This window comes from uncultured Psychroserpens sp. (assembly GCF_947500255.1).
Classification (GTDB): Bacteria; Bacteroidota; Bacteroidia; order Flavobacteriales; family Flavobacteriaceae; genus Psychroserpens.
The window spans coordinates 68,010-81,883 of record NZ_CANMRL010000001.1 but is presented as its reverse complement, the minus strand read 5'-3'; the positions used below and the strand labels follow the sequence as shown (position 1 = coordinate 81,883).

The 13,874-nt window shown below is 33.2% G+C and carries 17 protein-coding genes; 3 read left to right on the top strand and 14 right to left on the bottom strand.

Annotated elements, in window-relative coordinates:
* Window positions 1–6: 6 nt before the first annotated feature.
* The 4 genes from Q0783_RS00390 to Q0783_RS00375 all read right to left on the bottom strand — a co-directional run bounded on the left by Q0783_RS00390 (window position 7) and on the right by Q0783_RS00375 (window position 3,223).
* Window positions 7–615: a bifunctional nuclease family protein gene (locus Q0783_RS00390; protein WP_230937090.1), complete on the bottom strand. Its 609-nt coding sequence runs from the start codon at window positions 613–615 to the stop codon at window positions 7–9.
* 115 nt (window positions 616–730) lie between these two features.
* Window positions 731–1,693 carry an electron transfer flavoprotein subunit alpha/FixB family protein gene (locus tag Q0783_RS00385; protein WP_298892375.1) on the bottom strand — a complete coding sequence of 321 codons (963 nt, stop codon included), beginning with the start codon at window positions 1,691–1,693 and terminating at the stop codon, window positions 731–733.
* Between the two features lie 21 nt (window positions 1,694–1,714).
* Entirely contained in the window at window positions 1,715–2,461 is a 747-nt protein-coding gene (locus Q0783_RS00380; RefSeq protein WP_298892374.1) for an electron transfer flavoprotein subunit beta/FixA family protein, read from the bottom strand.
* Between the two features lie 27 nt (window positions 2,462–2,488).
* Window positions 2,489–3,223, bottom strand: coding sequence for a hypothetical protein (locus tag Q0783_RS00375; RefSeq protein ID WP_298755002.1), 735 nt, complete (start codon window positions 3,221–3,223; stop codon window positions 2,489–2,491).
* Window positions 3,224–3,552: 329 nt separating this feature from the next.
* Between Q0783_RS00375 and Q0783_RS00370 the strand changes: the two genes are divergently transcribed.
* Both Q0783_RS00370 and Q0783_RS00365 read left to right on the top strand, forming a co-directional pair.
* Entirely contained in the window at window positions 3,553–4,530 is a 978-nt protein-coding gene (locus Q0783_RS00370; protein ID WP_230937086.1) for a pyruvate dehydrogenase complex E1 component subunit beta, read from the top strand.
* Window positions 4,531–4,686: 156 nt separating this feature from the next.
* Window positions 4,687–7,197 carry a DUF5686 and carboxypeptidase-like regulatory domain-containing protein gene (locus Q0783_RS00365; RefSeq protein ID WP_298892373.1) on the top strand — a complete coding sequence of 837 codons (2,511 nt, stop codon included), beginning with the start codon at window positions 4,687–4,689 and terminating at the stop codon, window positions 7,195–7,197.
* A gap of 19 nt (window positions 7,198–7,216) precedes the next feature.
* Here the strand turns inward: Q0783_RS00365 and Q0783_RS00360 are convergent, their stop codons facing one another.
* The 7 genes from Q0783_RS00360 to Q0783_RS00330 all read right to left on the bottom strand — a co-directional run bounded on the left by Q0783_RS00360 (window position 7,217) and on the right by Q0783_RS00330 (window position 11,583).
* Window positions 7,217–8,041, bottom strand: coding sequence for a cyclase family protein (locus tag Q0783_RS00360; protein ID WP_298892372.1), 825 nt, complete (start codon window positions 8,039–8,041; stop codon window positions 7,217–7,219).
* Window positions 8,042–8,182: 141 nt separating this feature from the next.
* Complete coding sequence (locus Q0783_RS00355) at window positions 8,183–8,620, bottom strand: DoxX family protein (protein WP_298892370.1); 438 nt, start codon at window positions 8,618–8,620, stop codon at window positions 8,183–8,185.
* Window positions 8,621–8,625: 5 nt separating this feature from the next.
* Window positions 8,626–9,078 (bottom strand): carboxymuconolactone decarboxylase family protein, encoded by a 453-nt coding sequence (locus Q0783_RS00350; RefSeq protein ID WP_298755007.1) that lies wholly within the window; start codon window positions 9,076–9,078, stop codon window positions 8,626–8,628.
* Between the two features lie 77 nt (window positions 9,079–9,155).
* Window positions 9,156–9,737 carry a Crp/Fnr family transcriptional regulator gene (locus Q0783_RS00345; RefSeq protein WP_298892369.1) on the bottom strand — a complete coding sequence of 194 codons (582 nt, stop codon included), beginning with the start codon at window positions 9,735–9,737 and terminating at the stop codon, window positions 9,156–9,158.
* Between the two features lie 10 nt (window positions 9,738–9,747).
* Entirely contained in the window at window positions 9,748–10,533 is a 786-nt protein-coding gene (locus tag Q0783_RS00340) for a GNAT family N-acetyltransferase (protein WP_298892368.1), read from the bottom strand.
* A complete protein-coding gene (locus Q0783_RS00335) occupies window positions 10,533–11,072 on the bottom strand; it encodes a TetR/AcrR family transcriptional regulator (RefSeq protein ID WP_298892367.1) in 540 nt (179 codons plus the stop codon). Before Q0783_RS00335 ends, Q0783_RS00340 begins: the two co-directional genes overlap by 1 nt.
* A gap of 73 nt (window positions 11,073–11,145) precedes the next feature.
* Window positions 11,146–11,583 (bottom strand): helix-turn-helix domain-containing protein, encoded by a 438-nt coding sequence (locus tag Q0783_RS00330; protein ID WP_298892366.1) that lies wholly within the window; start codon window positions 11,581–11,583, stop codon window positions 11,146–11,148.
* Between the two features lie 90 nt (window positions 11,584–11,673).
* On the opposite strand from Q0783_RS00330, the gene Q0783_RS00325 reads away from it, so the two are divergent.
* Complete coding sequence (locus Q0783_RS00325) at window positions 11,674–12,030, top strand: nuclear transport factor 2 family protein (RefSeq protein ID WP_298892365.1); 357 nt, start codon at window positions 11,674–11,676, stop codon at window positions 12,028–12,030.
* 15 nt (window positions 12,031–12,045) lie between these two features.
* Here Q0783_RS00325 and Q0783_RS00320 read toward each other — a convergent pair whose 3' ends face one another.
* From Q0783_RS00320 to Q0783_RS00310, 3 genes are all read right to left on the bottom strand, one after another.
* On the bottom strand, window positions 12,046–12,897 hold the full coding sequence (locus Q0783_RS00320; RefSeq protein WP_298892364.1) for an FkbM family methyltransferase: 852 nt from the start codon (window positions 12,895–12,897) through the stop codon (window positions 12,046–12,048).
* 78 nt (window positions 12,898–12,975) lie between these two features.
* Complete coding sequence (locus tag Q0783_RS00315; RefSeq protein WP_298892363.1) at window positions 12,976–13,173, bottom strand: hypothetical protein; 198 nt, start codon at window positions 13,171–13,173, stop codon at window positions 12,976–12,978.
* A gap of 12 nt (window positions 13,174–13,185) precedes the next feature.
* Window positions 13,186–13,869 carry a DUF6090 family protein gene (locus Q0783_RS00310; protein WP_298892361.1) on the bottom strand — a complete coding sequence of 228 codons (684 nt, stop codon included), beginning with the start codon at window positions 13,867–13,869 and terminating at the stop codon, window positions 13,186–13,188.
* Between the last annotated feature and the right edge of the window lie 5 nt (window positions 13,870–13,874).

Genomic DNA, 13,874 nt, shown 5'->3' with positions numbered 1-13,874 from the left:
AAGGGATTAACGTTTAGAGATTTCGTCTCGTATTTTGGCTGCTTTTTCATAATCTTCATTATTGACAGCCTCGTCTAGAAGTGTATGTAATTCTTGAATTGTTTTATCCTTATAGTTTTCTTGAATACTAGCTTCAATTTCTTCAACGACCATGTCGTCTACAAGAATAGAATCTTGGTCTTCGCTTTCTTTTTTAGGATTCACTTTTAGGTAAATTCCAGCTTTATCTAAAATATTTTTATAGGTAAAAATGGGAGCCTTAAAACGCAACGCTAGTGCAATAGCATCACTGGTTCTAGCATCAATAATTTCTTCAATCTTATCACGTTCGCAAATCAAACTAGAGTAGAAGACACCATCAACTAATTTATGAATGATAACTTGCTTTACTACGATGTCAAAACGATCGGCAAAATTTTTAAATAGGTCATGTGTTAAAGGTCTCGGAGGTCTTATTTCTTTTTCGAGAGCAATAGCTATCGATTGGGCTTCAAAAGCGCCAATAACGATAGGTAATTTACGATCACCATCAACTTCATTAAGAATTAAAGCGTACGCACCATTTTGGGTTTGGCTGTATGAAATTCCTTTTATGTTTAATCTAACTAAACTCATAATTTCTAAAACGCAAAGAACTGTTTTAATTAGGACTTTACAAACTGCAAAATGCAGATTTATATATAAAGAACCAAATCAAAACAGCCCTTTTCAAACTACAATTTATAAAAAATTATGCGTTTTGAGCTTTAAAAGCTTTTAATTTTTCGATGAGCGTTGGTACAACTTCAAAGGCATCACCTACAACACCATAATCTGCAGCTTTAAAGAAAGGCGCTTCTGGATCTGTATTGATAACTACTTTTACTTTTGAAGAGTTAATTCCTGCTAAATGCTGGATAGCTCCTGAAATACCAATCGCAATGTATAAATTTGATGCTACTGGTTTTCCTGTTTGACCAACGTGCTCACTATGAGGTCTCCATCCAAGGTCGGATACTGGTTTTGAACATGCTGTTGCTGCACCTAAAACATCTGCTAATTCTTCTACCATTCCCCAGTTTTCAGGACCTTTTAATCCACGACCACCAGAAACAACGATTTCAGCATCTGCTATAGTAACTTTGTCTGTTGCTTTATCTACCGATTGTACAGTAACTCCCGATGTAGAAATAGCAGGAGAGAAGTCCTCAGAGGCTGCATTTCCGTTAGATTCAACTAATCCGAAAGCATTTTTTGATACACCAACAACTTTAACGTCTGTATCAATAGACGTTACATTGAAAGCTTTGTTAGTAAATGCTGTACGCTTTACTGTAAAAGGAGCTGTACTTGAAGGCGCTTCAACAACATTAGAGGCATAACCTGCATCTAATCCAACAGCTACTAATGGCGCTAAATATTTACTATCGGCACTAGAACTAAGCACTACAACTTTAGAGCCTTCCTGTTTAGCAGCTTGCTCAATAGCACTTGCATAAGCAGCTGCATTGAATTTGTCTAAATCACCATTATTAATGTTAAGTACCTTATCTACACCATAGCTTCCTAATTCTGAAGAGTCTCCAGCATTAACAGTTACAGCAGTAACGGTTGTTCCCATTTGATCTGCAACGGCTTTGGCATAAGAAGCAACTTCAAAAGCTACTTTTTTAAATTTTCCTTGTTCTGATTCTGTATATACTAAAACTGACATGTGTTTTCTTTTAAGGGTTGATTAAATTACTTTCGCTTCGTTGTGAAGTAAACTAACTAATTGATCAATATTATCTGCATCTACTAAAGTTACAGCGCCTTTTGGAGCTGGTTTTTCAAACTTAACAGAGTTTGTTTCGGCAGCAGCATTTGTTGGTTCTACAACAGATAATGGTTTTTGACGTGCCATCATAATTCCTCTCATATTTGGAATTCGAAGATCACTTTCTTCCACTAATCCTTTTTGACCACCAATAATTAAAGGTAAACTTGTCGCTACAGTTTCTTTTCCACCATCAATCTCACGCATTGCAGTAGCATTGGTACCATCAACTTCTAAACTAATACAGTTAGTTACAAAGTTAGCATTCGTTAAAGCTGCTAGCATACCTGGAACCATTCCTCCATTATAATCAATAGACTCACGTCCAGCAATGACTAAATCATAACCACCTTGGTTAACAACATTTGCCAATTCTTTTGCCACTTGAACACCATCTTTAGCTTCTGTGTTTACACGTATTGCAGCATCAGCTCCTATAGCTAAAGCCTTACGAAGTGTTGGTTCTGTTTCTGGGCCACCAACATTAACTACTGTTACGTTGGCACCTTGTTTTTCCTTAAACCACATGGCACGTGTTAAACCAAACTCATCGTTTGGATTGATCACAAACTGAACACCATTAGTGTCAAATTTCGTATCTCCTTCGGTGAAATTAATCTTTGAAGTTGTATCAGGAACGTGACTAATACATACTAATATTTTCATATCGAATTATTTATTTTGAGTGTATATTTATTTTAATTTTTTCGCTTTTTTGATAATTTTTGGAAGCCGCTTATTTAAGTCTTTCATCAATCGCTCTAATGCACTTTCACACATAGGTAAGATTTTTTTAGTACTCATTACAGGAATCCCTTTAACCATTACAGATGTTTTTTTAGAATTAGCACCTTCATTAATTACAAAGACTTTTTTTCCTGATTTGTCATACATTGTAATTCTGGCATTGGCTCTCATTTTTACAGTTGCCGTACCTCCAATTCCAAAACCTTTGGTAAGATCAAAATGTACTTCAACAAACATCACTCCGTTAGCTTTATCACTGAACATTTTTGCTGTGGCAACTTCATTGTCTTTACCAGCAAAGCCATCATAAATGTACTTATAGCCATCATAAATGACGTAGCGCTTTAGTTCTTCTTCATCTTTTTCATACTTTGGTTTGAAATCGATATACTCTTGGTTTTTTGTTACTTCGTCTTCTGGAAGTAATTCAAATGGAAACTTTTTTGAATATGTATTGAAGAATTCTGTATGAAATTTTTCTAAAATAGGTGTTAAATCAAAATCTGGATTATCTCTTAATTTTAATACACTCGCCAAAAGTTCTTCTCCTCCTGCATCTAGTTCACTAAAACCAATTATTTTATCTGTATAAAAGCTAACTACAGCTACTTTTTTGTCTTGAGTAAAACCTTTGGCAACCATACATAAGGTCACACAAAGCACTAATAAAGTTTTTTTCATATTGAAGTTTATTTGCAATGTTATTTTTTAGAGGTTACGAAGATAATTATAATAATTTGAATTTTACTATGCATGCATAATAAATTTTATAAAAAAATTAATTACCATGTGTTTCATTGTCAAATTCTCAGAAATGTCTTTATAAAGTGTGAATAATTCAATTTTTTAGGACTTCAATTTCTTAGTAATTGTACGTTTTATAAAGGAAAATATATAAAAAGATAAAAAATGCTCGCTTGATTGTATTTGTTTCTATTTTTCATCCTCAATTTTATGTTATTTTATAAGCAATAATTATTATTTTTGCTATTCGTTTAAAAAACTTATAGATGAAGACAATTCAATTTAGAGAGGCTATTGCCGAAGCCATGAGCGAAGAAATGCGCAGAGATGAAAGCATTTATTTAATGGGTGAGGAAGTCGCGGAATATAATGGAGCTTATAAGGCTTCAAAAGGAATGTTAGATGAATTTGGATCTAAACGTGTCATTGATACACCAATTGCTGAGCTTGGCTTTGCTGGTATTGCTATTGGATCTACGATGACAGGAAATCGTCCTATCGTAGAATACATGACCTTTAATTTCTCTTTGGTTGGTATTGATCAAATTATAAATAATGCGGCTAAGATTAGACAAATGTCTGGCGGACAGTTCAAGTGCCCGATCGTATTTCGTGGGCCAACTGCTTCTGCAGGTCAGTTAGCAGCAACGCATTCACAAGCATTTGAGAGCTGGTTCGCCAATACACCAGGTTTGAAAGTTGTAGTGCCTTCTAATCCTTATGATGCTAAAGGCTTATTGAAATCGGCTATTCGTGATGATGATCCCGTAATTTTCATGGAAAGTGAGCAAATGTATGGTGATAAAGGAGAAGTGCCAGAAGGTGAATACACAATTCCATTAGGTGTTGCTGAAATTAAGCGCGAAGGTACAGACGTAACCATCGTATCGTTTGGTAAAATCATAAAAGAAGCCTACAAAGCTGCCGACGAACTAGAAAAGGAAGGAATCTCATGTGAAATCATCGATCTACGTACTGTACGTCCAATGGATAGAAATGCAGTTCTAGAGTCGGTTAAAAAAACAAATCGATTAGTAGTTCTTGAAGAGGCTTGGCCTTTTGGAAATGTAGCTACCGAAATCACGTACTTAGTTCAGTCTGAAGCATTTGATTATTTAGATGCTCCAATTGTTAAAATAAATACTGCAGATACACCAGCACCTTATTCTCCAGTGCTATTGGAGGAATGGTTGCCTAATAGCGAAGATGTAATTAAAGCAGTAAAAAAAGTGATGTACAAATAAATAAATCGCAATTATTTGCGTTAAAAGAACTTCATTAGCACGATTGTTGATGAAGTTTTTTATTATGAAAGCCTATATTCGCATTTAGGTTGCAATAGCTCTTACGACCAAAGAGAATTAATTCTTAAATCTAGTGTATTGCAAATATTGATATAAATGAAACAAAAGCTCCTTATTTTATTTTTATTCTTCGGAATATCCATGGCATTTGCTCAAACTAAAGTGAGCGGTTATGTGTACGATGAGAACAATGAACCTATAGCCTTCGCTAACGTATTATTCAAAGGATCTACTGAAGGTACCATTACCAATGAAGATGGTCGTTTTTATTTAGAATCTGAAAACACATGGCAAACTGTTATTGTATCTTTTTTAGGTTATGAACTCAAAGAGTTTACTCTAGAACAAAAAGTTAATTACGATTTAAAATTCGTTTTAAAAGAAGAAGCGGCAGCACTCAATGAAGTCGTTATTGTTACAGGTAAACAATCTAAGAAAGCTTCTGAAAATCCCGCCATTAGGATTTTAAAAAAAATATGGGAACGCAAACGTCAAAATGGGTTACGCCAATTCAAGCAATACCAATACGACAAATACGAAAAAGTTGAATTTGATATCAATACTATAGACAGCGCTTTAATTAAAAGTCGTTTGTTTAGAGGTATGGAGTTTGTTTTTGATAAGGTGGATACATCTAGTGTTACTGGTAAAACCTATTTGCCTATGTTTATCAATGAAGCTGTGAGTAAAGTGTATGGTGATAATCTTCTTGACAAAGAAAAAGAAGAGCTAAAAGGGAATAAAAATTCTGGGTTTAGTAACAATCAAGTGATTATTGATTTTGTAGATGATCTCTATGCCGATTTCAATATCTATGACAACTATCTCAAGTTTTTTGATAAAAGTTTTGTGAGTCCGTTGTCGCGTACTGGAATTCAAACTTATAACTACGTATTATCCGATAGCGCCTTTATTGATAACAAATGGTGTTACAATATTATCTATTATCCAAGACGTAAAAATGAATTGACCTTTAAAGGTGATTTTTGGGTCAACGATTCGACTTATGCCATCAAGGATATTAATTTACAAGCCTCTAAAAGTGCTAACATTAACTGGGTTAAAGAGATTTACATCGAACAGGAATTTGAAGTACTGAACGATACACTCTTTTTAATAAAACGCGATTATATGTTATCAGATTTCGCCTTGAGTAAAAAGGAAAAATCTCGTGGTGTCTACGGAAAACGAACCACCTTATATGATAACTATGTTTTTGATGAGGTGCTACCTGAAAAATTTTATGATGAAGAGGTATACAATTATAACGAGGATGCCTATAATCGAGATGATGAATTTTGGGAAAAAAACCGAATGGAATCTTTAAATAAAGATGAAAAAGGTGTTTATAAGATGTTAGATACGCTCAAAACAGTAAAGAAATTTAAACGTCTTTATAACCTTGGGAGTATTCTGGCTTCTGGATATATTGAAGTGCCGAGTCTTAATCTAGATATAGGACCAGTATTTTCAGTATTCGGATTTAATGAAGTAGAAGGTATGCGTATTCGAGGTGGAGGGCGAACTTACTTTGGACCTAATGATCTTTGGAGAGTAGAAGGATTTTTAGCCTACGGATTTAGAGATGACAAATTTAAATATGGTATTTCAGGGAAATGGCTTATCGATAAGAAAAACCGATTAATCATTTCGGGTGGAAATAGACGTGATGTGGAGCAAATTGGTGCTAATTTAACATCGTCAACAGATGTTTTAGGACGTAGTTTGGCGTCCTCAGCGGTTGTTGGAACGAGTGTAAATGATAAGTTGACCAATGTTAATTTGACCACATTGGCCTTGGAGATTGAACCAAGCAAGAACTTTGTAATACGAACAAGTGGTACTTATAGAACACTAGAGTCTGCATCACCAACGTTTAGTTTAGATTACAATGATCCAGAGTCTCCAACAGGAATCTCATCTGAAGTAAAACAATTTGAAACAGCCTTATCGTTATCGTACTTTCCTAAACGTAAAATGACAGGATATGGTGTTGAACGTCGAAATGCCAATGATGGTTTTGCTACCTTATTTGCGCAAATCACTAGAGGTGATAAAAGTTGGTTCAATAGTGATTTTGACTATACAAAAGTTCAGTTGTCTTACATCCAGCCTTGGCAAGTTGGCGGTTTTGGAAGATTAACTACAACGGTTGAAGCTGGTAAAACTTTCGGAGAAGTTCCATTGGGCTTATTGAGTGTAGTTCCTGGAAATCAGTCGTATTTTTCAATCTATAATACATTTCCGCAGTTAGATTTTTATGAATTCGTTACAGATACATATACTTCGGTGCATTTAGAGCATAATTTTAACGGACGTATATTTTCTCGAATCCCATTTCTAAAGAAATATAACCTAAGAGCTATTGTTGGTCTTAGAGGAGTTTGGGGAGATTTGTCTGATAAGAATATAGCATTGAATACTACAGGAAATCCTGTAGAAACACCTTTAATTGCACCAAGCGAAGATATTTATTATGAATACAGTTTTGGTGTTGGTAACATCTTCAAAATTCTAAGGATTGATTTTAATTTTAGAGGGAATTACCTCTCTAATCCTGATGCAAGATCCTTTGGTGTGACTGGAAGCTTTGGGTTTAGTTTTTAAAAGAAATCTAGTCTAAATCTTAGCTTTTCTCTTCACTTACAAGCGCTACTATTCTTAAAGGTGCACCACTGCCACCTTCTATTTTCATTGGTAAGGCAATAATTTCAAATTCATTTGATGGCAATTTATCCAAATTGGTAAGGTTCTCAAATGCTGGAATATTTTGCTTTAATAGGATGACATGGCTCTGGAAATATTCAGATTGACCATAATCAATACTAGGCGTGTCAATACCTATGGCATTGATATTTCTGTTCTCTACTAACCATGTTGCGGCTTCAGGAGAAAGACCAGGAAAATGTAAAAGCTTTACGGCATGGTCTCCGCGTTCATCTGTACCTAGATATTTTACTTTATCTGGATAGTATTTTGAAAAGCCAGTTTCAATTAAAACAATGCTCTTGTCTGGAATTGTATGTCCATGATCTTTTTCCCAGTTTGTAAAATCTTCTATGCTAACAAGGTAGTCGGGATTATTGCTACTCTTTAATGTGACATCAATTTTTATGGCATTACCAATTAGTTTTTCTAGAGGAATTTCGTCTACAGTTTGAGCATTTTTTGCGAAATGAATGGGTGCATCTATATGTGTGCCACCATGCTCTGCGGTACTAAAATTATTGGCGGCATAATAATAACCTTTTTCAGTTTGCCCTTTAAATACCGTATCTAATTTAAACTCTTTGGCAGTTACCCAATAGACGGTTTTATCAGAATAACTGTGAGATAAGTCTATAATACTTTTGCTGGTAGATTCTGGTACTGTTTCAAGAGACTGTTCATTTTTGGTGTTACAGCCAACTAAGGTTAAACCCAATAATAGATATAAAGTGGAAGCTTTCATAAGACGATAACTTTAAGCCATTAATTTTCCTGAAACTTTATTAATGGCTTGATTGCATATCTAATGTAGTAAATAGAAACTAAATAATGAGTATTAGACTAAGTTTATATGCATATTATTAGTTATAAAAACCCAAATTGTTTAGTTTTCTTTTTTTATAAATAACGTATCGAGCTCCAAGTGCTTTTCTTTAAATAAACTCAAAGCAAAAGCTGCTGCAGAAGCAGTAAATACTGAATAGTCTAGAGCGCCTTTTACACCTGTTGATAGTGTCATTGAAACAGCAAAAATCAATAAAAGGATACCGCTTAATTTTGCAACTAGTTCGGTTTTGAATCCTAGTAGAAGGCATATTGCAAATGCTATTTCGGCAATAGTTGCAATACTACCAATTGAAGCTATAAGGACATCTGGAATCCACGGATTTATAAGTTGTGTATACTCTAAGAAATTGGTCCAGCTTCCCCAAGCAGAAAGTTCTGCTTTCCAAAAACCAAAACGATCGGCAACAGCTGATAAAAACCCAATAGAAAGCGCAAATCTCAAAAAGGTTTTAATTGTTTTATTTCTTGTTTGCATAATTTTTATTCGTCTGCTTTGTAATTTCCAGGTGTAAACTCAAATGTTTTCATTAATCGGTTCCATGTATTACTTTGGGAAATAGCTAAAGTGATATAACAAATCTCTTCTTTAGTATAAAAACTTAGTAGTTCATTGTAAATCGTATCAGGAATAGGTTTACGATTTAATTTGGTAAGCGCGTCTGTAAAATAAAGAACTGCTCGTTCTTCTTCAGTAAAATACGGCGTGTCTTCCCATACACATAGAGATGATAAGCGCAAATCGGTTTCACCTAAATGTTTTAATTCTTTGTGATGCATATCGACGCAATAAGCGCAACCATTTTTTTGAGAAGTTCTCAGACGTATAATTTCAATTAATTGTTGGTTTAAAGAAGAGCCAGTTATAAAATCTTCAATTGTTCTTAAGTGTTCGAACATTCCATTTGGAATATCCTGATAAGTAATTCGTGCCATACTATTCGTTTTTTGATTATGGTGTAAAATTATGAGTTACTTGTCAGGTAAAAATTAAGATATCTTAAGAATGACTTTTAGTTGCGTTGTCGTCGTAATTCACTTAAATATTCGGGTGTGATTTCAAGATACGAAGCAATCATGTACTGAGGAACACGTTGTGCGAAATCTGGTAATTTTTCAACAAAAAATGTATAGCGTTCTTTACTTTTCATTTGTAAATAGATGTCACTTTTTCTAAGGTTTGCAATGAGCATGTTTTCGGTAACAAGTCTGAACATACGCTCCAATTTTGGATGTTCCTTGTAGAGTAATTCCAAATTGTGTTTAGATAAACATAATACAGTAGTGTCTTCTACGGCCTGTAAATATTGAGATGAAGGTATTTGGTTAATGAAGCTTTCCATATGGGTAATCCACCAATTGTCTATGGCAAACTGAGTAATCTTTTCATGACCTTTAGCATCGATGTAAAACAAACGAACAACACCTTTTAAGATAAAATAGTTGTGTCTACAGATGGTGTTCTCCTCTAAAAGAAAGGTTTTCTTTTTAAAGGTTTTTTCTTCAAGTTTTTCATAGATCGCATCAATTTCGGCATCATCAAATTCTACATATCTATTAAAATATGTTTTAATCTGTTCTTTCATTTTGGGCATTAAGATTCATTTATACAAAACTAATATCTATAATACTATGATCATAATGGAATCCTGCTTTTTCTATAGCTTTTTTTGAAGCTATATTATCAATTGTTGTTGAACAAATAGGTTTTCGATGTTTGCTTAATGCCATATGAGCAAGTGTATTTAGAATTCGTGTTGCATACCCTTTCCCTCTAAAATCGTTATGAACAGCAACACCAACGTCAGCAAATTGGGGTTGAGAATCACTTAAGCGACATTCTCCTGTTCCGATAAAATTTGTTTGATCTTTTAAAATGTATAATTCATTTCGTTGCACCAAATTTTCGGTGTAACCAAACGTGTCTTCGAAACCAACTTGAGTCTTATAAAATGATTTTATGGTGTCTACGTCCTTACTAGTTGCTTGAATTAATTCCGTATGTACTTTTATTTTTTTTTGGTTACTATCAAATTGAAAACAAAATGTATTGTTTGCTATAGCTGTTGAATATAGCATACATGTATTAAAGCTAACAGGTTCAATTGAACTTAGTTTGGCAGAAGTAATAAGGTGGGTTTCTATTAAAAGCGTAATAGCATTTTGCATCAAACCTAGGTGTGGTTTGCTGAGGTATATTTGTGTGAGACTTTTATCGCTGTCAATACAACAGTAACCAATGGTGCTGTTATTTTTTACAATGAGATAAGTTGTTGATGACGCTATATATAGGGACTCCCACATACTGTCTAAGGCTGTTGTAAACGTTTGATAAAGCTTTTGTCTTAATGGAGTTATTAAAGTGGGATCGTTGGTTTTTATAAAATTCATTATTTGGTGTATTTAGCTAAGAGTTGTTGTTTTATTTCTTGTAAGGGATAATCTTCAAAAATGGTTAAATAGTTTAATGCGATTCCGTCTAATTCAGCAATGAACATATAACTTTTAATTGTGGCATTTTTTGAGTCGATTACACTATATATGTGTTTAACGTGGTTAAGAATGTAAGATGATCTTTGGTCAATTAGATCTTTTAAAAGTTGTCTTGTTTTAGGTTGAAGAATTAAATGTAGGTTGAGCTGAAACAATGTTTTGTCAATCTCTAACTGATCGAACAATGAGTCAATAATATTCCGTAATTGTTGATAAGGATCTTTGCTAATGTTCTCAATGGAGGATATGTCTGCTACTTTTTTGGTCGTTTCTTCAAAAATAGCACGTAGAAGTCCGTCTTTTGATTTAAAATGATGAAATACCAACCCTTTAGACACTTTAGCAGTATCACAGATTAAAGAAACAGGAGTATTTTCAAAACCGCGCTCTACAAATAGTTGTGTGGCTACTGTTATAAGTTGTTGTTTTTTATCCATAGATATATAATTACTGACTGACCAATCAGTCAATTGCAAATATATATAATTTAAGATATAAGAGGATAGTAAATTAACAAAAGTTTTTACTGTCAAAATTTCGTACAGATGTTGTCACTTCATTTATAAACGATTCTTTATCATTGCGAATGCGATCAACAATAGCGGTGCTCTCTTCAGGGATAAAAATGGTATCATCATTTTTAAAGCCCCAAGCCATCATTTCTACTATTATAGGTATTAGCTCAATTCCTTTTTCGGTAAGCTGATATAATTTTTTCGTTTTTTGAAGATGATATTTTTCACTCGTGATGAATCCATGATGCTCCAATTTTTTTAATCGATCTGATAAGACATTAGTAGCTATTCCTTCGCCAGAGTCTAGAAATTCGTTATAAAAATGGTAGCCTTTAAAAACGAGATCTCTAATGATTAGCAATGACCATTTATCTCCAAATAAATCTAGCGATAGGCTAATAGGGCATTCTGAACGTTTTTCTAGTATTTTCATTAATCACTTGTTTTTTGCAAGTTAATTATTACATTTGTGTTAACTTGCTTTTTGCAAGTAACAAATTTAATCAATTAAATCTAATTAGAAATGAACAACGAGAATAAATCATTAGACATTGTTGAGGGCTTTTTCAAAGCTATCAATACAGGCGATTTTGATAAGGCTAAATCATTCATGGCAAACAATCATGAATATGTTGGACCAATGTTTTCAACTAAAAATCCAGAAGACTATTTTGAAAAACTTAAGGCTTTCGAAATGGAGTTTGCAGTAGAAACCCAAGATATGCTAGTAGGTGAAAACGGTTTAACACATCGATCACTATTGAAAGTCTTAAATCCAGTGCAAGCTACAATTCCGTGTTGCGAAGTTTTTATTGTTGATAACAACAAAATCACACATCAGTATTTTTATTTTGATACAGCATTGTTTCCAAAACCTTGATGCTATGAATAGATTTTAACTTTTAATAATTTCAAAATGATATTCATCTTCTAAACATGTTGGCTCTTTAGTAGCAACTAAATTTTCACATTTTAAAGATCTGTAGTTATTATCTAATGGTTGTAGATGCGTATTGTTAATGACTTTAAATATGTGAAAACCAGAACTAGCCAACAGGTTAATAATATCACCTGTATTATAATTGTAAGTGGCATAGTTGTTCTCAAAAGACTCAAAATATATGAGTTTAGTTTTGTTTAAAACTGCTGTAGCGCCTTCAAAAACTTGTTTTTCAAAACCTTCAACATCAATTTTTAAAACATCGATGTAGTTCGTGTCTTTGAGTAACTCATCTAATAGGTTCACATCCACTTCAACTCCTTGGTTAGAATCTAAAAGGACTTTATTAGAATCATCAGATTTGGCATCACTAAAATGTAATTTGCCTTTTTCATTTCCAACTGCAGAATTGATAAGTTCAATAGATTTAAACCCATTAAGTTTGATGTTAGATTTTAGGACCCCAAAGGTTTTTGGATGGGCTTCAATACCAATCACATGACCTTCGGTTCCTACAGAAATAGCTCCGCTAAGAACTAATGTGCCAATGTTAGCGCCAACATCAACATAAGTATTACCGGGTTTGAGTGTTTTCCTAAGAAATCCTTCATCTTCTTGTCCGTAATCTTTATTTCCGAATAAGGTAATTGCTAAATTAGATTGTGACAGATGAATTTTGTAACCGTGTTGTTTGATGTGAACATATTTATTTAAACCTGTTCGTAAGAGGATATAAGCCCAAATAATTTTTAACGGATTGTCACGTTCTTTTAGAATCGACAGAATGGTTTTAATATGTCTGAGCATATAGATTGGTCAATTGGTTGACTTACAATTAACAATAATTATTTGAGATATAGAAACATTGTGGTTGAAGTACAGTTTTTAAATGTCCTCTTCTAGTTGTTTTTTGTAGTCTTTAGATTTTACTAAAAACCTGTAGCCAATAAAAACACCAATAATACCAACAAAAGAAATACCTCCAGAGAGCAATGCAAAAATAATAAATACAGCACCTATGGATAAAATAATATAGGCTAGTGTAATATTTGTATTAGCAGTTCTTAGTTTTTTATTATTCATTTAGTGTTGTTTTTAATCAATTAGAGCGATTTCATCATCCAATTCTTTTATAAGCGTTTCTCCATTTTTAAGCAAGTTTTTATAGAGTTCCAGCATGTATTGATCAGTCCTTAAAGCCCAATTAATTGTTTGTTTAAATTTGAAGTCATCAAACAATGTGTCATAGTCAATAGGTTTTAATGCATAGTTAGATAAATCGAAGTGCTTAATCATCAATGGCTTTAAGTAATTAATGTAGTGCTCGTAGTGTTGTTTTTCATTTGTCTTTATTTTTTCATATTCGAAATCATAGTAAAGAGCAATCTGTAATCTTAAACTATCATTGCTAATGGTTTCTAACCCTCTTGATTTTAATGTTTCATATGGACCTTCATTTGATAAAAAAGTAGTTACACCTAATAAGTAAGGTAATTTTGTATTCAAACTATCATTCATTGGTAAATCTTTTTCTACATGTTCAATAACTTGATTATACAATTTTACTCGCATACTAAATCCGTATATGTTTTCATTGATATCCAATATATCCTGATGTATTGCACTTTTAATTTCTTTAATTGATTTAAGTTCTATTTTATTAGACTTTTTGGTTTCATTCCAATTGTTAAACCAAATAGCTATGGTAATACCCAAGAAAATCAATAGTAATTCTCCAAATGCATACTTCCAGTTAATACCTTTAATTAGTTTTTTCAAAACGC